Genomic DNA, 21,478 nt, shown 5'->3' with positions numbered 1-21,478 from the left:
TCATCCATGAACAAAGGCTTCATACGATGATCAGCAATAGACAGAACTGGAAATGGAGCGCCTACCCTGCGGGGTGGGCGCTCGGCCTAGGACTTTGGCTCTTCTTGTATTCGGTTCCGGCAGGGGGAACACACTTCTCTCTCGACTCAACAGATAAGGATCAACAGATGTATTCCAATCGCCAAACTATTATTCAGAACGGTGTTCATAATAAAAAAACCATTAGGCAGCGAGGCGAACACCTAGACTTGAGATTAGAACAACACGGAGACCGCAACGATTCGGATCTCCAGCAAGACGGCACAGACAACAAGGCCACTTCGATTCAACGAGGAGATGAGAATACGAGTCGCATTCGCCAACGGGGTGCTGGCAATAAAGCGACGATTATTCAACGAGGCTCAAGGAGATAACCCCTCATGGTTCGATTTATCAATCATCGGCAAAACTTACTCATACAACATCTATTGTGGATTTTCGCTCTGATGCTGTGCGGCATATATCTCGTGACTCCGCAAGCCACCCTTGGGTCGACACAAGTCTCTTCGGAAGAATCCGAAGATTCATTTTTAGGAATATCCGGATTAATTGTTGATGAAACTCGAACCGTGGTTGGTCGAAATTTTTACGAGGCATTTACGGCACAATGGACGAACCTTTCATCGACGACTCAAAATATTGTCATTAGTGAATTAGCCGATCCGCGTTTTGGCAGCATCATTTCAGTCCAAATCGGAGAAAAAATCGTCTTTCGACGTCTCTTGCCCCCTCGATTAGGGGACCTGGAAGAAGCCGTCAGCATGGCAATTACGAACCTCCGTCAAACCTTGACTGATCAAGAGCGCGTTCAACAGGAACTTGAAATGTATTAGTGGCCAAATACGCCGTAGGACACAGTACAAACACAACAGCGACGGAGCAGGATAGAACAAGGAGACAAATACTATGTTGAACAAGATGATACTCACGGTGATTACCCTTCAATTGGCTGGCTTAGCCTGGATCAGTACCCCAATCAACGCCTCTGAACTTCGGCATCAATTTACCAATCCTAATTTTGGCGGCAACCCATTTAATGCTCAGCCCCTCTTGAATTCTGCCGTGTTACAAAACGATTTTGAAAATACCGAAACCAATGACACAAGTACCTTAGAAGATTTTCAGTCTCGGTTAGATCGAGCCATCTTGAATCGTCTCTCTCGAGAAGTTGTCGCAGAAGTCTTTGGTGAAGAAAGCGATTTATCGGCAGGATCGTTTAATACAGGAAACTTTGAAGTCCAAATATCGGAAGACTTGGATGGCGTAACGATTGGAATCGTCGACACTCTCACAGGAGATGCCACGAACATCCAAGTCCCATTTTTTTAATAATGAGGAGAACCGTTCTCATGAGACGCTATCATTATTCTGGAAGTGCCTTTTTTCTCATCATCGCCAGCAGCTTTTTATTACAGGCCTGTTCAACGTTATTCCAACCACTAACCAGCGGAAAAGCTGAAGTGGGATATGAGTCTCAAGTCTTTCAGCAATTGGCCTCCCTTCCACCACCGACAGAACCGATTGTCGTGGTGGTTTATAAATTTCGTGATCATACCGGGCAATATAAGTCCAGTGACGCCGTGCTTCAATACTCCACAGCCGTGACACAAGGGGCGACTTCTCTCTTAATCAAAGCCCTGATGGATGCTGGTAACGGGAAATGGTTTACGGTGCTGGAACGGGAAGGACTCTCCAATCTTCTCAATGAACGAAAGATCATTCGCCAAACCCGCAAACAGTATGTCAATGGCGGAGAGCAACTCCCCCCACTTCCACCCTTACTCTATGCGCCCATTCTTCTCGATGGCGGTATTGTGGCCTATGAATCTAATCTCTTAAGTGGAGGGATGGGAGCCAGATATTTTGGAGCCGGAGGGTTTACCGAGTTTCGCCGTGATACCGTGACCGTGGATCTACGAGCGGTTTCTGTCAAACGTGGCACGATTCTCAATACCCTTCAGACAAGGAAAACAATTCTTTCTGCAAAGTTGGAAGGCGGGCTATTTCGCTTCGTCGATCCACTACGATTATTGGAAATCGAAGCTGGCATTGCCAGCAATGAAGCCCCGCAAATGGCGGTACGGGAAGCCATTGAACTCGCGGTCTACGGGTTGATCCTGGAAGGTATCAAAGATCAAATTTGGACCTTCAAAGACCCGGAAGCCGGAGCTCCAATCCTCGCTTCGTATTTGGATGAGAAGCATGAACAGATCGATTCGGACCTTGATAACGGATAACGTACGCTTGACGAAGAATTTGAGGAGAAACACGACGAATAAATAATCCTCAATATGACCACGCATAAGTACCCAGTAATAGTCTCAAGATGATCTTCATAAAGAATGTTCACGTGAAGGCATAAACCTCAGAAGATCAAAAGCGCTGAACGGTCTCTCTCTTTTCCAGAAACATGACAAAAAAAACCCTGCCGGAGTGGTCCGGCAGGGTTAGGATAACGGGGAGGAAGATATTCCCCTCTGTTGTTAATGATTAGAAGTTGACCCAGAGTTGCGTGTAGCCCCAATTCTGGTCAGCCGTTCCAAAACCATTCTTCTTATTATAATCACCGGTGAAGAAATGACCATACCCTAATTGCCATCCAACCTTATTGTTTTGGAAGAACAGCGTATAGACCACATCAATTTCACCACCCAATGACTTTTCATTGTTGGTACCTGGGGTGGTTTTGAAAATTCCTTGTCCAGCACTATACCAATTGTCCTTCTCTTCGGCCAATCGCATATAGTGACCAGCAATTTCAAAGTGGCTGTTTGCGGTCGGTCGCATTTGCAAGTTACCACCAAAGGTCATCATATTCTGCCAGGACATTAAATCCATGTACCCAAAGTGAATGTGATTGGTTGGATACAATTGGCTAAACGTGTCAGCACCACCAAACCCGCTTGTATTGGCATTCTTGTCACCAGATGCCCAGTTGAATTCAGCGCCAATGCGAGGTTGCATGGGAACTGGCAACGTCACACCGGCATCAGCATGGAACGCACCGGCATTGATGGTTCTGTTAAACCCGGCCCCAAACGTGTTTCCCCCCGTTGGACCAATTCGTCCAAACTGATAGTACCCTTCAACGGTCGCATCAACGATACCAGCATTGCCGGCTATTCGGGCTCCGACAGTATGTCGGCTTTGGTTGCCACGCTGTCCACCGGCACCATTAGCAGCCGTCGCACCACCTTCTTCATAGATCCAAGCTGGTTCAATAGCAATACCGGATACTTTCATTGGAATTCGCGCGAAGAGGATGTTTCCATCTCCACCGTATCCGCCGCCGTTCGTAGAAGCACCGCAACCACCAGAATTTTGGGTACAATTACCTTCTGCAACGACCAACCACCCTAATTCCACAGGCACTTTGGCATGGTTATACCGAAGCGTGACACCATCGAATGCAAAGCCGACATTATTCCAATCAAAGTGACCGAAAATACGATGGTTACCCCATACGACGAGCTGACGTCCGGCTTTCATCGACAAATTGGGCACCAAAAAATTTCGTACTAACATGTACCCTTGACGAAGAAACAGATCAGCACCTGTGTGACCTGGGTTGATCGCACCAGCCTCATTGGTTTCTAAGGAACCAAAGTTATTTGAGACCTGCGGTTGTACAAAAAACACGACGTCCGGGGATAAATCATAATTGAACCCCAGACGAATCAATTGCTGCGTAAAGAATCTGTTATCTTTCGTGGCAACACCTGTCGAGTTCGTCCCGAAACCAGAATTCGTTCTGAATTCCGGACGCACCCGCATGTCACCAGAAATCGTTAAGTTCTGCAAATCAAACGCCGGACTCTGCGGGGGATCAAAGGCATGATACGGCTCCAAATCCGGAATGGCACGAGGGACTGCCGGAACATTGGTGTTTTTGTCGACTGCCGGAGTCGTCTTGGCCGCAAAGGCTGGGACAGCCGACATGGACACGATCAGGCACCCTGCCGTGAACCACTTGGAAAAACGATAAAAATCGCTCATTGCACTCCTCCTGTTAGTTGAGTCCCCGACCGACCAGGGACGAACAGTTGTTCGTAGCAAGAACCCATCTCCTTGCACACGAACACAATTACCTTCTTCCTCTTGACTCTCTTCGCTATATACGAACGAACGTATCTAAAATTGATTGGTTTCTTGGTTGTCAGGATTGATTGGAAAATGCATCAAAATATACATCTGCCAAATGTTACGCCTCTGCTAAAAACATACCAGTATCGTAATATTCATATAACATGTTGAAAGTTATGTGAATCTAACGTTCAATCTGTTCTCATGCTGATCTTGAAAGTATTTCAATAAAGAGACGTGACGTTGCAAAAACACAACAAAAGGAAGGTAAAGTACGAAATGCTGCCTTGATACGGCCTTAACTAATTTTGATTTGAAACGGAGATGACCAAGGAGAAAGAGTAATGAACAGGATAATAAAGTCTTTATAATGGCAAAATAATATGTGGCTCTCCCTTTCCAAATTCTTAAATTAGTTTATTACCTCCTTGCGTCTCTGTTGCTGAATCTGTCGCTCCTTTAATCGATTCTTCTGCTTCTTTTACTGATGCTTCTAAATCTTGTTCAACGGCCTTAAACTCCTGCTGTATCATATTGATTTCAGGTTCAACTGACTGACGGAGATCTTCCGTAGTTTCCTTGAAACCTTTGACGGCTCGACCAACTTGCTTGCCGATTTCTGGGAGTTCTTTAGGACCAAAGAGGAGAAACGCAATCACGAGAATGATCAGAATCTCCATGGCTCCTAGACCAAACATCGTTCTTGCTCGTTATGCGTGGGGAGTGGCGTGTAAAGATTGAAAGAGTTGAAGACCTTTCACACTCCACGCCTTTTCCTCACGAATATTATCCTTGTCTCGCTTGTTCTGGTTGGGGTGATGGAACGGTCTCTGCCTGGGGCTGCGTCGGTGGCGAGACCGGTTGAGCTGTTTGCTGCGATGTAACTTGCTCTGGTTGCGGGGGAACATCTTGGGCCATGTTGGGTTGATCCGGGTTAGGCGTCACATCGAACGCATCTGCTTCATTGACAGACTTTTTAAATCCCTTAATAGCCTTCCCTAATCCTTCCCCAAGCTGTGGAATTTTCCCTGCGCCAAACACAATCAGCACAATGATCAGAATAAGCAATAATTCCATCCAGCCAAAGGACCCAATCATAAAGAAACCTTTCGTTGCACCCGCTGTTTCATAGATCTCATACTTTTCATTGAATCCGACTAGTATACAAGAGCAACAGAGAAAAATCTACACTAATTCACAGCAGCGCCTATGAAGACGCTGAGAGGAAAAAATGCGTATAGTCTACTAATTGAGGAGGAGATTGCAAAATCATTTTGATTCCCTCACGGTCATATCCTAACTTCTCAAGTGCTGGCTGTGCATCTTGTATTTCTGATTCCGTGATATAGGCGATCATATCAGGAAGACCGTCTGACTTCAGGTTAGACAGAACCTCATGTAGCTTGCCCTTTTCATCCGAGGGCATCGCATCGCGAAGAGGAAATTCAATGCGCCGCGTATAGGGGCTGGAATAGCCGGCATTAATCGCTTCAAGAGTCCGAACAACATGGGCATCGAATTCCCATGAATTTGAGTTTGGAAGATTGGGATGGGCGGCCAGCAGATCCATCAGCGTCAACACATTAGTGTTTAAACTCTTTCCGACAAATTCCCGCTGCGATTCCAGAACCAGGCTCTTGGCTCCAAGATGACGGCCAATCTCTTCCAGCAAGGCAAAATTGACCATAAAGCTGAACTGTCCACCATGAACGGAATAGCAGGGCTTTTCTGGATCGTTCAGCACATGAGCGTCAAACGTTCCAGCATCAAAACTGCTAAATCCAATGGCATCAGAAGCCAAGAGACGCATTGCCTCCTTGATTGTCGCCGCGGCACCGGTATTCACCGGGACCAGGACTTCCTCGTCAATGTTTTTCAAAAACTCTGAAATTGTTCGACGAAAGGCTAACGATTTGGCTTCAATTTCATGGTATTCACGCTCCCACACCAAGTCCTCCAAAAAGCTAGGAAACGTCTGTAGCCCTTCAATATCTTTGTGATCGAAGGCTTGGACAAATCTTGACCAATCGGTGATCTCTGCGAGCTTCGATTCGCTGACATTGGGACGAAGATGCTCTTCATGCAAATTACTGGCTTTTCGATACATTAATTTTGTCGGAAGCTCACTCCACAATTCATTACAGATAATCCGATCTACTGTGCAGTCTTGGAAGGATTGCAAGTCATCAACATCTCCACGCGTGACCGTCACTCTCTCTTTATGACGGGCCAGATCCGGATTACTTCTTGCTTCATTGAGCACCACGTCATTTTTATCAATGAGGTGATACTGGATAAATGGATACAACTGCTGGTCTGTATCCAGCGCTCGCAGACGATCTAAAAAACAAGCTGCAAGATTTCCATTCCCGCATCCCCATTCCATGAGAATCAGCGAGGATTTCGAACTTGGCGTTGAATCTCCAGTTGAAGATTGCTTTGCACGTTGCAACACACGGCGATAATAATCTTCTGCCAACGCATAGCCGAGACGATAATCAGCGGAAGCAAATGTTTGGTAAAGCTCGCGAAGCCGTGAGCCTCTCAGCCCATAAAACACATCATTAATATGCACTTGCCATTCATCAACCGGACGAAAGTCTCCAATGATTTGAGGAAGAGCATCAGGATCAAACGTGGAAGACGCAGCCATAGCAATATGATTCCTTCATGTAACGTAAGTTATTGAATTTGCTAAAGAAAGAGATTTTAACAGACTGCCAGACCCCCTGCAAGGCGCATTGCGAGATTCTTGACAGGTTCTCGTCACAAAGAGTAGAGAGTACCAGTCAGTCATCAATGTTTTGGCATCATCCTGCAATTCACTGGCGAGCAACAATCTCAGCATGCGGCTACTTCTTCGACCAGCCATCAGGACTTCGGTCGTTGCATCTATTTTTTGGTGGCTCTGTTCTACCGCAGTTTTCTGTCCTCTTTACGCTGAATCAGCTGATCCCGCCCCCCCTCCTGTTTTTCAACCCGATGAAACACAGCATGGTTTTTCGAAATATGAAAGCATCCCCCATCACCCACCTGCATCATTAGAACAATCTCCAGATCAAGAATCAGATCTCAACAAAGCTCTGGACCAGCCTCCAGGCGGACTCTTTTATCGAATAGAATTCGCCAAGGGATTTGAAGAGGCGCAGGGTCTCCGAAAAGGTCATACGATTGTATCCGTGGAGCCCACGAAGGTGTTTCCTCCAGAGAGTCCATTTGTGTTTCTGGTGTTTCACGTGCATCAACACTATGCACCATATCAGGTCATTGGCCGTCTTTACCCAGAACATATCGAGGGCCAAGATTCATCTGCCCTGATCGAGGAAGATGCCATATACCTCGCCACAGAGGATGACGGCGGGTACCTTCAATTTGACCGACCAGCAAAGCATTGGCCAGTTGGGACTTATCGTGTTGAAATCTATGTAGGCTTCGAAGTGAATCCCATTAACATGATGGGGACGATGAGATTTTCAGTGGCTACACATTCGACTCCGTAATCAAACTACACTCATAAGCCGCTAGCGCAAAGTTCAACTTTCTTCGTCGGGCTTGACAGGTCATAGGGGTTTTAGTATCGTGATGAGCAGTTTACCCTAAGCATATTTTTCCGCTCGATCCTGGCAAATCAGTCGTTTGCCCAACCCTTGTCATTAACGCATCGCCTCATCATCATGGAGCGATTATGAGGAACTTTATTTAAATGAGAAAAACAGGCTGGACACTCTTAATGTTCGTCCTTGTCGGTGGACTATTCGGTGGTATCTTAGGAGAGATTTTTCGAGTTGCGACTCCGCCAGGCACCGTTCAAAACATTTTTGCCAGAGCATTATCTCCAGGACTTGACCCACCAGTCACGGTCGACCTCGTGCTAATCAAGGTCACGTTCGGATTCCTTCTCAAAATGAACTTCTTCACCTTCGTGGGTGCCGTCCTTGGATTTTATCTTTATAAAAATCTCTAGATTGTGAGCCTCTAATCCCACAACCATATTGTTCGACTGCACTCCAAATTAAGACACACATCAACATGTTTTAGACCACGAACTATCGCTCCTAAGGACACCTGCAATCACAACCTTCCTGAACCCTGAGCATCCCTTACCCGGCAATGCCTCTACCACCAGCATGATACCCGCTCAACTACCGTGCCCTAGGGTACCTCTAATCCCCACAACAATATTGTTCGGCTCCACTCCAAATTAAAACACGCGACAAGAGGCTTTAAACCATGAACTATCGCTTCCAAGGGCACATGCAATCAACACCCCCATTAGCCCACCCTCAATCTTCACATCAGCAGAAAGGGACTCACAAGTCCAACGCGACACCCGTACGAACAACAAAAAACACCCAACGATCGCGAGCCCTATCTCTCTATTTGCAATTCCTTTTGCCGAAGACTCCGAATCTTGTCACGCAGCTTTGCCGCCTTCTCATACTCTAAGTTTTTGGCCGCGGCCTTCATCTCTTTCTCTAACGTACCAATCGCCTTATCAATCCCCCCTTCGGTTTGATACACCTCTTCCTCTTCCGCGGCAAGCGTGAGTTCAGGGTAATCCGCTTCAGCAATTTGTGATTCCAAATCATGGATACGTTTGCTAATGGTTACAGGTGTAATGCTATGCGCCACATTATACGCACTCTGGATTTCTCTCCGTCGCGCCGTTTCACTCAACGCTACTTGCATGGAGTTCGTCACACCATCTCCATAAAGAATCACCTTACCGTGACTATTGCGGGCGGCACGTCCCGCCGTCTGGATCAGAGCCCGCTGTCCTCGTAAAAATCCTTCTTTATCGGCATCCAGAACCCCTACAAGACTGACTTCTGGCAGATCCAAGCCTTCTCGAAGCAAGTTAATGCCGACAAGCACATCAAACACACCCCGTCGAAGATCTCGAATAATCTCAGCGCGTTCGAGTGTTTTGATATCCGAATGGAGATACCGAACTTTTAGTCCCACGTCGTGATAATACTCGGTCAGATCTTCAGCCATTCGCTTCGTCAACGTGGTTACCAAAACGCGATGGCCTTTCTCGATGACATCACGAATTTCCTTCAGCAGATCCTCAACCTGTCCTTTAGCCGGCTTCACTTCCATGATAGGGTCCATCAGCCCTGTCGGACGGATGATTTGCTCCACCACAGCCTTCCCGGCCCGTTTCAATTCATAAGGACCGGGGGTGGCTGACACATACACGACTTGATGCATGCACTGTTCGAATTCGGGAAATTTGAGGGGACGGTTATCGAGCGCTGAAGGTAAACGAAACCCATAATTCACTAAGTTTTGCTTTCGAGAATGGTCGCCCTCATACATGCCACCAAACTGTGGGATCGTCACATGGGCCTCATCGACAATCAGCAGGAAGTCTTTCGGAAAGTAATCCAGTAATGTGGGCGGCGGTTCTCCCGGAGCCCGCCCACTCAAATGCCGAGAATAGTTTTCAATCCCATGGCAATAACCCATCATGCGAATCATCTCTAAATCATATTTCGTCCGTTGCTCGATTCGCTGAGCTTCCAATAGTTGATTGTTTCGCTGAAAATAGGCGACACGCTCTTCGAGTTCCTCTTCGATGCTCTGGATCGCCCGTTCATGTCGATCCGGCGCAATCACATAATGGGTTTTAGGGTAAATCGGAACCTTCGGGATGCGTCGCAACGATTGTCCCGTGAGCGGATCAATTTCATAAATGGCCTCAATTTCATCGCCAAACATTTCCACGCGAATGGTATTGGAATCTGAGGCAGCTGGAAAAATTTCGACCACATCTCCACGGGCACGGAATGTCCCACGCTGCAACTCTAAATCGTTTCTGGAATATTGAATCTCTACAAGCTTGGCCAACATCGCATCGCGGCGAATTTCCATTCCTTCTTCCAAATACAACAACATGTCATGATAGACCTCGGGCGATCCAAGTCCATAGATACAAGACACGGATGCAATGATAATAATGTCATTGCGCTCCAAGAGTGACGTGGTCGCGGCATGTCGCATTTGATCAATCGTGTCATTGATTGACGCATCTTTGGCAATATAAGTATCGGTTGTCGGAATATAGGCTTCCGGCTGGTAATAGTCGTAATAGCTCACAAAATATTCAATGGCATTATCCGGGAAAAAGCCTTTGAACTCTTGATACAGCTGTGCGGCCAACGTTTTATTATGGACTACCACCAAGGTTGGACGTTGAATATTGACAATAACATTGGCCATCGTAAAGGTTTTGCCGGACCCGGTCACGCCGAGCAAGACTTGATGCGCTAGGCCTCGTTGAACCCCCTGAGAAAGAGACGCAATCGCCTTGCCTTGATCCCCTTTAGGTGAATAGTCTGACTGTAAGGAAAAGATCTGTTCGTGCTTCATGTCGCCAATGTACCATGAGTGAAGAAAAGCAGGCATGGCCCCTGGTCGAAACGCTCAGTAGGAACACTTTTGCCCCCACCCTCATTGCTAAAAACCTTAAAACTGCTATATCATACACGACATAACATACGTCACCCCTCGACTCACAATTTAATACCTTACAAAGGCCCAAGTAATAAGGAGAAATTGTTCATGAAACACTCCATGTTCAGTGGGATTCTCCTCAGTGTAATCTGCCTCGCAAGCTTCTCGACATCTAGCCATGCCGCGTCATATAAGATCTCCTGGACGGGCGACAATGGCCATGCCATGACAGGGAAGTTTAAACATGCCGATAGCCTGACGGGGGTGATTAACGGCACACACTTAGACAGCTTCTCAATCGAAGGCTTTCAAAACAACGCCTCGTTAGGCCATTGGGATATGACCTCTGGAGAAAGCACATCTGCGTTTAGAGAGAGCGCATCTGCGTTCAATTTTAATTTTGACACCAATACTGGAACGTTTCTGACAGGCGGACGAAGCGACACACCATCCGGACAACTCTGGAATATCCCAAGCGATGGCGGTTTCGGGTTCTTTAGTGGAAATAGCTCGCAGGGCGTCTATGTAAATGGCGAGCATGTGGGCACATCTCAAATCTTCATCGGCTCGACAGTTACCACTGTTGGCCTTGTTCCCTCCACACTTCGCGCGGACCGCATTCCTAGTGGGCCAAACTTTAATAATCCCGGAGGGACCGTGGTCAATCCAGAGCCTTCAACGATACTGCTGTTTGGAACAGGTATTGGTGGGCTGCTAGCCTATCGCCTTCGAAAACAACGAAAATCTACCCTGTCATCATAAAGTACTCGTCAACAAATTCCGATCAGGTTTTTTTTCACGTCTCAAATATCAACGGCCAGCTCAAGAATCCTTGAGCTGGCCGTGTGATATAGCCATCTTCGTGGCGGCCATAGATTCACTCAATGGGAATGTTGAAACAAGCCGCCAGCGGCGTTCTCGCCCTTTTGCCGTGCTCACGTATTGCCAGTACGCTCCGGGCGTCACCTAATCGTTTATGTAAGAGGGAGACTCTCTGCAACAAAAAATGAGTGTCATAGTGGTACTACCTCAAAGATAACCGTGCCGAGGGCTGGGCCTTGCTGGCTTGGCTCGCATTTCCCTGTCGTGGTTGCGCATGGCCCTGTCACTCGCAGATTGAAGTGTTCGTGAGAGCGCAACAGGCCAAAGATGAGCCAAGACTTTTTTGAACATTCCCTCATAAATTATGATTCTAAGCTTGTTATGGAAAGCTCTTTAGACTAAGAAGGAAAGTATTCAACAGCCTCTCAATCATACCCTCAATTTCTCCCAAAACAGGCACCTACCCTTTGGTCAAAACAAGCCTGAAATCTCGCCTTTCTCATTCACACCAATCGCATTGGCGGAAGGCACACGGGGAAGCCCGGGCATGGTCATAATATCTCCAGTCAAGACCACGATAAATTCCGCCCCAAGAGACAGGCGTATTTCGCGAACGGGAATCGTGAATCCAACTGGCGCGCCTTTTCTGGCGGGGTCCGTTGAAAAACTATACTGCGTTTTGGCAATACACACTGGAAAATGACCGTAACCCGATCTTTCGAGTTCAGCAAATCGATCTAAGACGGGCTTGGGAAACTCGACAGTATCAGCTCTGTACACTTCCTGTGCGATCATTCGAACTTTATCGGCCAGCGGCAAGGTATCTGGATAGAGTACATGAAAGTCCGCATCGTTTTGATCCAACATGCGTACTACTTCCTCCGCTAATTCCAGAGCCCCCTCCCCGCCCTTTGCCCAATGTTCGGCCAGAACCACTTTGACCCCTAAGCTTGCACAGTCTTTCTTGACTAATTCAATTTCAGCCTTCGTGTCGGAGGTATACTGGTTAATGGCCACGACAGACGGCACCCCGAACTTTTTTACGTTCTCTAAATGTCGTAAGAGGTTAGGAAGACCTTGTTGCAATGTTTTAAGATCTTCTTGCTCAAGCCGTTTCGCATCGGCTCCTCCATGAAGTTTCAACGCCTTAATCGTCGCGACGACAACTGCACAGGCCGGTCGTAACCCTGAACGTCGACATTTAATATTAAAGAATTTTTCCGCACCTAAGTCTGCGCCAAATCCCGCTTCGGTCACGATGTAATCTGCGAGTTTTAATGCGGTTTGCGTCGCCACAACCGAATTACAACCATGCGCGATATTCCCAAATGGCCCACCATGGACCAAGGCCGGGTTCTGTTCCAGCGTTTGAACCAGATTGGGATTGATCGCGTCTCTCAACAATGCCGTCATCGCACCCTGGGCATGCAAATCTTTCGCAAAGACCATGTCCTTGTTCGCGGTTCGCCCAATCTTAATATTGCCTAAGCGTCGCTGGAGATCATTGAGATCGGAAGCTAGTCCAAGAATCGCCATCACTTCAGAGGCTGCGGTAATATCAAATCGCGCCTCTCGGACAAAACCATTGGCTGCTCCTCCAAGTCCTGTTGCCACCAGACGCAATGATCGATCATTCATATCCATGACTCGCCGCCAAGTGAGACGCCGGGCGTCGAGTTGCGGGGCATGGCCCCAATAGAGGTGGTTGTCCGCCATTGCCGCTAATAAATTATGCGCAGCGGTAATCGCATGAAAATCCCCAGTAAAGTGCAGATTAATATCGGTCATGGGGACGACCTGTGCATATCCCCCACCGCAAGCGCCGCCTTTCATCCCGAAACAAGGCCCCACACTTGGTTCACGAATGGCAACCATTGCATTCTTTCCAATTTTATTGAGCCCATCAACCAGACCGACCGCCGTTGTCGTCTTTCCCTCACCCGCCGTTGTCGGAGACATGGCCGTCATCAAAATCAATTTCCCTTCGGGACGATCGTGAAACGATTTAAGGACAGAAAGCGGGATCTTGGCCTTATAGCGTCCATAAGGTTCGAGTTGTTCCTGTGAAAGACCCAAACGAGTTCTGGCAAGATCCACAATCGGCGCCAACACCGCCTGATTGGCAATAGCAATATTGCTCATCGTCATAATAACCTTCTCCCACAAGTTAAGATTTGCAACGATCGATCATACCAACGACGATGTTCGCAATACTATGGGATAGACTCATGACGACTGAAACGCGTTTCATGATCAATACTAGACATTACTTCCTTGCCATCATAGGATAAACCCATACTGGGCAACAGTGGATTGTAAGCATGGGTACTGTGCCAGCATACAATTTGGCCCCAACCAACGAACTTCTTCTTGCTTCTTCACGTTCTTGTGGCGTCGGACTTCTCACCGTAAAAGGAGGCCTATGACACGGATCTTTCACATGACGTTCTGTGTCGCACTGGTATATCTCGGCAGTATTCTCCCAGTGTTCGCACAAGAGTTTGAAGTCGGCGAGCCCATCACGCTTCAAGCGACGAAACCCGTCGGAGTCCCGCTGCATCGGGAACATCCACCAAACTACTGGAAACATGTGCCCACCAAAACACAAGTGACACTTGAGGACATCGCTCCGGACGGCCAATGGCTGATCATACGTCTACCCTCTGGGGAGCGGGCCTGGGTCAGCATTAAGTATATTCGAGCCAGCACTCTACAAAACCCTGCACGTCACCCAAACGAGACAAAAAGCATCCACACGCAATCAGTTTCACAATCACCATCATCAAAAGAGGATGAAGCGAAAGTTTGGAATTCACGTGACGGGTGCGAACGAGTGGTGCGGAACGGAGGACGGATGGCTCAAGCATCTTCTGAAACGTTACGCCTCGCCACATGGAATCTTCGATGGTTTCCCATTGGGCAACCTAAGGACCAACAGCATACATCTGCCAAACCCACTGATATTGATTGGCTGATCTGCACCCTTGTGTGGATGCAACTTGACATCTTAACCGTCCAAGAAAGCCTCGCAACGTCTCTCGCGGATCATGCATGGGACACTGTGACGCGAATACTCACGAAGAAAACAGGTGGGAAATGGAAATGGTATCGACAACCTTGTGGCCGACCCAACGACCATCACATTGGGCTCTTATGGAATGACTCTCACGTTGAACTTTCCCAATTTGAAAGTCTGTGGCAATTTAATTCGAAAGCCAACTCTCCGAAGAAAGCCTGTACGTTTGGACTCCGTCCCGGACAATACGTTCGCGTCAAGTCTCGCAACACCCGCGGGGCCGACTTTCATCTCATTGGACTTCATCTCAAATCAGGTCCGACCGTCTTGGCTGCAGAAGAACGTCATAAGGCCTTGAATCGCATTGACCGCACAGTCGCCCCGCTTCTCAAACAAGATCAGGATGTGGTGATTCTTGGAGACTTCAATACGATGGGGTCTGGGGACCGGCAATCACAGACATCCGAACTGAAATTCGTTCGCCGGAAAGTCGCCAATGAAAGCCCGGGCTTTGAGGATCTTGCACTGACTCCTCATTGCTCACAATACTTCCGCGGACATGGCGGCTGGCTTGATCATGTGCTTGCCACGAAAGGCATGCAGGAAATCAAGGGGACAAACGCCCGCGTGACAGGGTATTGCGGTGTCGCACAATGCCAAAAAATTAAAGGGGCTTACCCAGCCGCCTATCAACGTTTGTCCGACCATTGTCCTGTCGTCATCGAGATCACAAATCACGATGAGGATTGAAGCGAATCCAAATAATTTTCAGTTGAATTGATGATTACAGGTCGCCTAGATGGCGTATCGCTAACACTCTCGGCAAGCTTCCCTAACTTTTCCGCGTTCGTTTTTCTGCTTCGATAAAAATCCTTTTCACACGTGGATGCGCATCTTTGATTTTCCAGTCAATCATCTCGATCGTCGATTCTACTTGTTCCGAAGAAAGCCCATCGTGAAAGGCCACGCTCACGTTCACAAGTATAAATTCAGGTCCCATGTGCATGGTGAGCACTTCATTCACATGCGTAATTTCAGTATACGCTCCGGCAAGCTGCCGAATACTCTGAACCACTTCACGGTTTGCACTTTCACCAATTAACAACCCCTTCGTCTCATAGGCTAACCAGACGGCCGTTCCCCCCAAAATCAACCCGATAATGACTGTGGCCACACCATCTAAATATGTCAGACCTGTCACCTGTCCCAACCAAATCCCGAAGAACGCGACAACGAGACCGAGAACAGCTGCCGTATCTTCAAACAACACCATGAAGATCGTCGGATCCTTCCCACGCTGTACCGCTTGCATGTACGACCATTTTCCTTTGGCTTGAGAAAACGCTTTAAATGCAAAAAACCATGCACCGCCTTCAAAGATCAACGCCAGGCTCAACACGATGTAATTAATCATCGGGTTTTCAACCGGCTCAGGATGAAAGATGTGTAAGACTCCCTCATAGAGTGAGATTCCCGACCCCAACGCAAAAATTAATATGGCGACAACAAAACTCCAAAAGTAGACCTCTTTCCCATGGCCAAATGGAAATTTATCGTCAGCAGGCTTCTTGGCTTTATGCAGTCCGTAGAGCAACAAGCCTTGGTTTCCGGTATCCACCAATGAATGTATGCCTTCGGCCAACATGGCCGAACTCCCCGTCAGGGCCGATGCGGCAAACTTGGTGACCGCGATTAACGCATTACCGATTAATGCAGCATAGATGACTGTTTTCGAACCAGAGGCCATAGGTCACACATAATCGATTTCAGCATGATAAAATAGAACGGCAGTGACACCAATCCTTCATGTCATCTTTCGTTGCAGGACGATAAACTAGGATTAGTCTTATTCCTAGAGTGTTCGATCCTCACAATTTTGAGTACACATGGACGATCTCAGATGACACGCTGTACCTGGGCAACGAAGGATTTACTCATTGCGTACCACGATAGTGAATGGGGCGTTCCTCTTCATGATGACCAGCAACTGTTTGAATTCCTCATTCTCGAAGGCATGCAGGCCGGCTTAAGCTGGCACACGATCTTGCAAAAACGCCTGGCCTTCCGTTTGGCATTTAATAATTTTGAGGCCAAAAAAATATCCAGATACAGCCCTCAAAAAGTTACCCAACTGCTGCACAACGCCGACATCATCCGCAACCGTCTTAAAATAACAGCCGCTCTGAGCAATGCCAAATCTTATCTACGCATTCAAAAGACCTTCGAAAGTTTTGATCAATACATTTGGCAATTTGTCGATGGGAAACCCATTCAGAATCACTGGACGCATCACCAAAAAGTCCCTTGCCGTTCGACGATTTCCGATGCGATGAGCAAAGACCTCAAGCAACGCGGGTTTTCATTTGTAGGATCAACCATTTGTTATGCCTTTATGCAAGCCATCGGCATGGTCAATGATCACACGACGGATTGCTTTCGGTTCTCACAACTCCAACCGCATCACGCCCCTGACACTCCCGACTCAAAACCCTAAAATACTTTACTCAGCACACAAAGTATTGTATGCTGAGTTCTATCCTAACCATACCAGTTGTGATTCAGCTTTCCTGCCGGCATCATTCGTGTGTAATGTGATCCCCTCTTTTTTACAACCTGCAGCGTGGTTTTCTTGATACCGTGGTGTGGAAAAACCTCCGACGCGTTAGGAGGCACGTTCATGGCAACACAAGCCGGCACTTCACAAAAATCGACTATTTTTAAAAAGAGCAAAAAAAGGATTTGAAGAATGGTTTGTTCGGGTCACGTGCAATGTTCCGGGGTCCAGGGTATACGGACCATTCCCCGCGGAGCAAGACGCGGAACGATTTCGAGAAGGTGCAGAATTCGAACTGCGGAAATTACTAGACTTTCAATTACCTATTCTGTCTGGAAGCTCGTGCTTAAGCACCAGATACAAAGGCCAGTACGATAATTTTTGCTACTACTCCTTTTCTTTTTTAAACTCTTTCGTTTTTTTTCAAGCAGAAGTGGGTAACGATGGACCCGCTGTGTTCTTGTTTTTTATTAGTGAGCTGTCGATCATTCCTGCACAAACTATTTGGGAAGATATCTGTTTTTAGCATACCAGCGTGCAGCCCAGATACCCACCAACCATACACCTATAGGTACCCCAATCCATAGTAGCTCGCTCGCTAAAACCTGCATACCCCGTTCACTGAAAAACCTGACGATACCAATGGGTGAGACCTTCACCGGAGTCCATGGGAAAAAGTAGCGGCTGCTATCAAATGGTGCCCAAAAAGCCACGCCAAGACCACCGTCCGTTAGAGCATCTAAAAATCCATGTGAAGCCGTGACAAGAGAAAAATGCACGACTAATTTATTACCTGCTGCAGACCCAAAGATCTCCGGAAACCCAAGTCGGACAACTCCAAAACCTACGACAACAGCAAAGAAGAGTGAATGTGTCAGCCCTCGATGTCCTAAGACGTGCTCATAGGGAATACCAACAGCAAATGCCAAAACATCAATGTCAGGAACAATACTACAGAAGATCGTCAAGGTCCAAAACCGTTTGACATTGACTGTCCAGCGATGTGAACGCCCTATGGCATAGGCAACAAGAGCATGGGAAAAGGCAGAAGCCATGAGCACTCACTCCACGAGAAGATGAAAGAAGTCTGTTAGGAGAGTTTCAAGGCGCGGTCAATAGCGGGATCAGCCAGGCTCTCCGCAATCAAATGGACTCCGGAGAAACTATGATTTTGACTATGCTCGCCAGGCACGGCGACGGTATAGGCCCCGGCGGCTATCGCAGCCCGACAACCGATTTCACTATCTTCCAGGACAAGAAGCTGAGTGGAATTTACGTCAAACTGTTGAGCCGCCTTTTCATAAATTTCTGGATCTGGCTTACCTTTCATGATCGCTTCGGCTGTTAAGAGAAATTGAAACCGATCAGCAATGCCGATAAGCGCAAGTACACGATTGACAAACAGGAGTCGACTGCTCGTCGTGACAGCTTTCGGTATCATGTTTTTTTCTAACTTATCCAACAATGGCAACAGACCCGGCATCGGAGCCAGTCTATCTTCTAGTAGTCCTGAAAAAATTTCGTCAGTTTCTTCTTGTAACTGAGCAACAGTCGCATCTAACTGATGCCAATCAATCATGACCTGTAACGCCACGGAACTTTGACGTCCCATCATGTTATCAAGCAGCTCTCGAGTCACCTGCTTGCCGCGTCGCGCCAACAACACTCCGCCAACCTCGGTGTAGAGTTCTTCCGTATTCACCATCAGTCCATCAAGATCAAACGCCACAGCGGCGATTGCCGGTGAACCATTTTGAGCAGTCATAGAGGTACTCCTTGAATTTCAAGTACAAAATCGCGTTTACAGAAAACGTGTATAAACAATAAGGAGCTCACCGACGAAGGAGAGAAGACAGACGTACAAAGTTCGGTAGCTCAAAGCTCATATTGCCTGTATGATAGGTCTAACTTTTTCATGACAAGAAAACAAAGATTCAAAACGTTTGCAAGTAAATGTCATTCGTCATCATAGAAATTTCCCCTTGTCTCTCATTTCTGCGCTAATGATGATGGTCATTCATCGCCACCCTATCAATAACATATCACGGGTTGCCCGATTATGGGATATCAATTTTGTTCCGTTACTGCTAACGTGCGTCCTACTCTGTTCGGGAAGTATTCCCACAGCCTCTGCGCACACCGATGCCGCACAAACAATTCCTCGGCCATATCACGGCACCTCGGCTTCAGACGATCCCGACTATACACGGCATTCACGCTACCTCACCATGCAAGATGGAGTGAAGATTGCGATCACGGTCTATCAACCCAGCAGTATCAAAAGCCGCACTCGCCACCCAACCATTTTGCACCAAACCCGCTACTGGCGATCCATCGAATACCGTTGGCCCTTATCTCTGTTTAAAGAAAATCTACCGCGCGGGTTAATGGGGACTTACGCGACACGCTTTCTCTCCAACGGGTATGTCTGGATTGATGTAGACGTGCGAGGTTCCGGCGCGTCGTTCGGATCCCGACCCTATGCTTATTCGCAAAAAGAAATTCAAGATGGATCAGAAATCGTCGATTGGATCATACAGCAACCATGGTCGAATGGTCGCGTCGGAGCGCTCGGCATTTCCTATGCAGGTGCTGCAGCAGAAATGCTTCTCGTCAACAAACATCCTGCCGTCAAAGCCGTGGCCCCACTTTTTTCTGGATATGACCTGTATCCTGAAATCGCCTTTCCTGGCGGTATTCATTTGAGTTGGTTCACCAAAACATGGACCTACATCAATAATCAGCTTGACCAGAATCAGTTGCCGTTTAGTAGCTGGATGACCCAAGCGCTGGTTCATGGAGTTAGTCCAGTCGATGACGACAGTGATCGCTCGCTCCTTCAAATGGCGCTCACGGAACACCAAGCAAACTGGAGTCCACACAAAGAAGCGCTTGGTCTCATCTTCCGCGATGATATTCCTTTGTCACATGACATCCCCAGCATCGATCACCTGAGTACGCAGCACTACGCCAACGATATTGCTGACTCTGGCGCAGCGATTTACAGCTACAGCGGATGGTTTGATGGAGGCTATCAACTCGCAGCCATCAAACGACACCTTCGACACAACACACCACTCAACAAACTCATCATCGGCCCCTGGGACCATGGTGGAAAAAGTAATATCAGTCCGTATAATGTCGCACCTGCAGAATTTGATCATCAAGGAGAGCTATTAAAGTTTTTTGATTACCACCTACAAAACGTCAACACCGGAATTCAGGAGGAAGCTCCTATCCATTATTTCACGATGGGCGAAGAACAGTGGAATGCCAGTGAGACATGGCCACCTGAGGCAAGAAACGTTCAGTATTATTTGGAATCAGACCACCAACTCACAACGAACCTTCCCAACCATGACACAATAAAGGATCAGTATGTCGTGAAACCCTCTGTTGGAACGGGACACCAGAGCCGGTGGGATACATTGATTGGTCAATCACTGCCAACCCCTTACGCTGATCGAACTCAGGAAATCGACCAATTATTGCTCTATACATCAGCTCCACTGGAACATAATATCGAGGTGACTGGACATCCGACGGTCACCATATATCTCAGCACAACGAAAACTGATGCAACAATTTTTGCGTATCTCGAGGATATAGATGAAGTAGGAGAAGTGACATATGTCACAGAAGGCCAGTTACGGGCCCTGCATCGAAAAGTCGCTAATTCCCCCAAGTACTACCCTAAGGGTATTCCGTACCGAACGTTTACTCGCCAGAACGCTTCGCCGCTTGTATCTGGTGAAGTCGCCAAGCTTTCCTTCGCTCTTCTTCCTACGTCCTATCAATTTAAACAAGGCCATCAAATCCGCCTTGCGATCGCTGGTGTGGATAAGGACCATTTCTCAGTCTTGTCCGGGAAGAATCCTACTTTTACGATTTATCGCTCTAGCTCATACCCCACACATCTTGTTCTTCCTGTTGTTGATTAATTACTAACCATTCTTGGGACATCAATTCTACTCTTCTTCAGTTTTTAAAGTTAGGAATGTCGTTTTTAGTCAAAGGGCAGTTCATATAGAAGAACACGGCTAAAAACTCGGAGAGGTGCGGCCGCCGAATAATCAATGCGGTTATCTGAATTTCAGAAGAGAGTCTATTAACTGTGAATTTTGACCGTTGTGCGACTTAACTCTACGAAATCAAATTCTCGTAACACGGTCTTCAAGTGAGGTAAATTTGAAGAAAGAGTTGAAGAAGGTTATTGATATTGCCTGTTGAAATTAAGAGGAGTTTGGGAGGCATTTTTTTTAAAAGAAACGTCGTCACGAAATCGCTTTTTCAATGACACCCTGTTTGACACGACTCTATCTCTAAATCCGTTCAAAAGATATCCGTTCCACTACACTTCCACACGTATGAAGTGATGTTTCGTACTGTCTTGGCTGGTACCTGTTCGATTGTTTTTGGGCCACGCAATGATCGTAGCCACCTAGGCACCTGTAATTCTATTTTCATGTATCATACGTGCTCAAAAGAATAAATGAACCGTCATG

General features: G+C 47.3%; 19 protein-coding genes. 10 read left to right on the top strand and 9 right to left on the bottom strand.

Annotation, left to right across the window (positions count from 1 at the left end; translation table 11 throughout):
* Nucleotides 1-26 precede the first annotated feature (26 nt).
* The 4 genes from ACWQXP_RS19485 (at nt 27) to ACWQXP_RS19470 (ending at nt 2,276) form a co-directional block, all read left to right on the top strand.
* Nucleotides 27-413: a hypothetical protein gene (locus ACWQXP_RS19485; RefSeq protein WP_454064508.1), complete on the top strand. Its 387-nt coding sequence runs from the start codon at nt 27-29 to the stop codon at nt 411-413.
* 6 nt (nt 414-419) lie between these two features.
* Nucleotides 420-872, top strand: coding sequence for a CsgE family curli-type amyloid fiber assembly protein (locus ACWQXP_RS19480; protein WP_454064507.1), 453 nt, complete (start codon nt 420-422; stop codon nt 870-872).
* A 73-nt stretch (nt 873-945) separates the two neighbouring features.
* A complete protein-coding gene (locus tag ACWQXP_RS19475; protein ID WP_454064506.1) occupies nt 946-1,368 on the top strand; it encodes a curli assembly protein CsgF in 423 nt (140 codons plus the stop codon).
* Between the two features lie 20 nt (nt 1,369-1,388).
* Entirely contained in the window at nt 1,389-2,276 is an 888-nt protein-coding gene (locus ACWQXP_RS19470; RefSeq protein WP_454064505.1) for a CsgG/HfaB family protein, read from the top strand.
* 253 nt (nt 2,277-2,529) lie between these two features.
* Here the strand turns inward: ACWQXP_RS19470 and ACWQXP_RS19465 are convergent, their stop codons facing one another.
* The 4 genes from ACWQXP_RS19465 to ACWQXP_RS19450 form a co-directional block, all read right to left on the bottom strand.
* Nucleotides 2,530-4,035, bottom strand: a complete 1,506-nt coding sequence (locus ACWQXP_RS19465) for an alginate export family protein (RefSeq protein WP_454064504.1) — start codon at nt 4,033-4,035, stop codon at nt 2,530-2,532.
* A gap of 494 nt (nt 4,036-4,529) precedes the next feature.
* On the bottom strand, nt 4,530-4,820 hold the full coding sequence (tatA, locus tag ACWQXP_RS19460; RefSeq protein ID WP_454064503.1) for a twin-arginine translocase TatA/TatE family subunit: 291 nt from the start codon (nt 4,818-4,820) through the stop codon (nt 4,530-4,532).
* A gap of 88 nt (nt 4,821-4,908) precedes the next feature.
* The gene (tatA, locus tag ACWQXP_RS19455) at nt 4,909-5,220 is read right to left on the bottom strand and encodes a twin-arginine translocase TatA/TatE family subunit (protein ID WP_454064502.1); all 312 of its coding nucleotides are present in this window, start codon (nt 5,218-5,220) and stop codon (nt 4,909-4,911) included.
* Between the two features lie 109 nt (nt 5,221-5,329).
* A complete protein-coding gene (locus ACWQXP_RS19450) occupies nt 5,330-6,775 on the bottom strand; it encodes an SAM-dependent methyltransferase (protein WP_454064501.1) in 1,446 nt (481 codons plus the stop codon).
* A gap of 193 nt (nt 6,776-6,968) precedes the next feature.
* Here ACWQXP_RS19450 and ACWQXP_RS19445 point away from each other — a divergent pair, with 193 nt between their 5' ends.
* Both ACWQXP_RS19445 and ACWQXP_RS19440 read left to right on the top strand, forming a co-directional pair.
* Complete coding sequence (locus ACWQXP_RS19445; protein ID WP_454064500.1) at nt 6,969-7,622, top strand: hypothetical protein; 654 nt, start codon at nt 6,969-6,971, stop codon at nt 7,620-7,622.
* A 203-nt stretch (nt 7,623-7,825) separates the two neighbouring features.
* Complete coding sequence (locus tag ACWQXP_RS19440; RefSeq protein ID WP_454064499.1) at nt 7,826-8,086, top strand: DUF4321 domain-containing protein; 261 nt, start codon at nt 7,826-7,828, stop codon at nt 8,084-8,086.
* A 404-nt stretch (nt 8,087-8,490) separates the two neighbouring features.
* Here the strand turns inward: ACWQXP_RS19440 and uvrB are convergent, their stop codons facing one another.
* Nucleotides 8,491-10,497 carry an excinuclease ABC subunit UvrB gene (gene uvrB / locus ACWQXP_RS19435; protein ID WP_454064498.1) on the bottom strand — a complete coding sequence of 669 codons (2,007 nt, stop codon included), beginning with the start codon at nt 10,495-10,497 and terminating at the stop codon, nt 8,491-8,493.
* A 192-nt stretch (nt 10,498-10,689) separates the two neighbouring features.
* On the opposite strand from uvrB, the gene ACWQXP_RS19430 reads away from it, so the two are divergent.
* Nucleotides 10,690-11,343: a PEP-CTERM sorting domain-containing protein gene (locus ACWQXP_RS19430; RefSeq protein ID WP_454064497.1), complete on the top strand. Its 654-nt coding sequence runs from the start codon at nt 10,690-10,692 to the stop codon at nt 11,341-11,343.
* A gap of 531 nt (nt 11,344-11,874) precedes the next feature.
* On the opposite strand, the gene ACWQXP_RS19425 is transcribed toward ACWQXP_RS19430, so the two are convergent.
* Entirely contained in the window at nt 11,875-13,545 is a 1,671-nt protein-coding gene (locus ACWQXP_RS19425) for a formate--tetrahydrofolate ligase (RefSeq protein ID WP_454064496.1), read from the bottom strand.
* A gap of 280 nt (nt 13,546-13,825) precedes the next feature.
* On the opposite strand from ACWQXP_RS19425, the gene ACWQXP_RS19420 reads away from it, so the two are divergent.
* Entirely contained in the window at nt 13,826-15,169 is a 1,344-nt protein-coding gene (locus ACWQXP_RS19420) for an endonuclease/exonuclease/phosphatase family protein (protein ID WP_454064495.1), read from the top strand.
* Nucleotides 15,170-15,251: 82 nt separating this feature from the next.
* Here the strand turns inward: ACWQXP_RS19420 and ACWQXP_RS19415 are convergent, their stop codons facing one another.
* Nucleotides 15,252-16,166 (bottom strand): cation diffusion facilitator family transporter, encoded by a 915-nt coding sequence (locus tag ACWQXP_RS19415; RefSeq protein ID WP_454064494.1) that lies wholly within the window; start codon nt 16,164-16,166, stop codon nt 15,252-15,254.
* Between the two features lie 153 nt (nt 16,167-16,319).
* On the opposite strand from ACWQXP_RS19415, the gene ACWQXP_RS19410 reads away from it, so the two are divergent.
* Nucleotides 16,320-16,913, top strand: a complete 594-nt coding sequence (locus ACWQXP_RS19410; RefSeq protein ID WP_454064493.1) for a DNA-3-methyladenine glycosylase I — start codon at nt 16,320-16,322, stop codon at nt 16,911-16,913.
* Nucleotides 16,914-17,473: 560 nt separating this feature from the next.
* On the opposite strand, the gene ACWQXP_RS19405 is transcribed toward ACWQXP_RS19410, so the two are convergent.
* Nucleotides 17,474-18,028 carry a metal-dependent hydrolase gene (locus ACWQXP_RS19405; RefSeq protein WP_454064492.1) on the bottom strand — a complete coding sequence of 185 codons (555 nt, stop codon included), beginning with the start codon at nt 18,026-18,028 and terminating at the stop codon, nt 17,474-17,476.
* A 35-nt stretch (nt 18,029-18,063) separates the two neighbouring features.
* Complete coding sequence (locus ACWQXP_RS19400; RefSeq protein ID WP_454064491.1) at nt 18,064-18,738, bottom strand: HAD family hydrolase; 675 nt, start codon at nt 18,736-18,738, stop codon at nt 18,064-18,066.
* Nucleotides 18,739-18,955: 217 nt separating this feature from the next.
* On the opposite strand from ACWQXP_RS19400, the gene ACWQXP_RS19395 reads away from it, so the two are divergent.
* The gene (locus ACWQXP_RS19395) at nt 18,956-20,914 is read left to right on the top strand and encodes a CocE/NonD family hydrolase (protein WP_454064490.1); all 1,959 of its coding nucleotides are present in this window, start codon (nt 18,956-18,958) and stop codon (nt 20,912-20,914) included.
* Nucleotides 20,915-21,478: the final 564 nt, after the last annotated feature.

It is taken from the genome of Candidatus Nitrospira salsa, from assembly GCF_965152625.1.
This window is presented reverse-complemented; position numbering and strand designations above follow the sequence as displayed.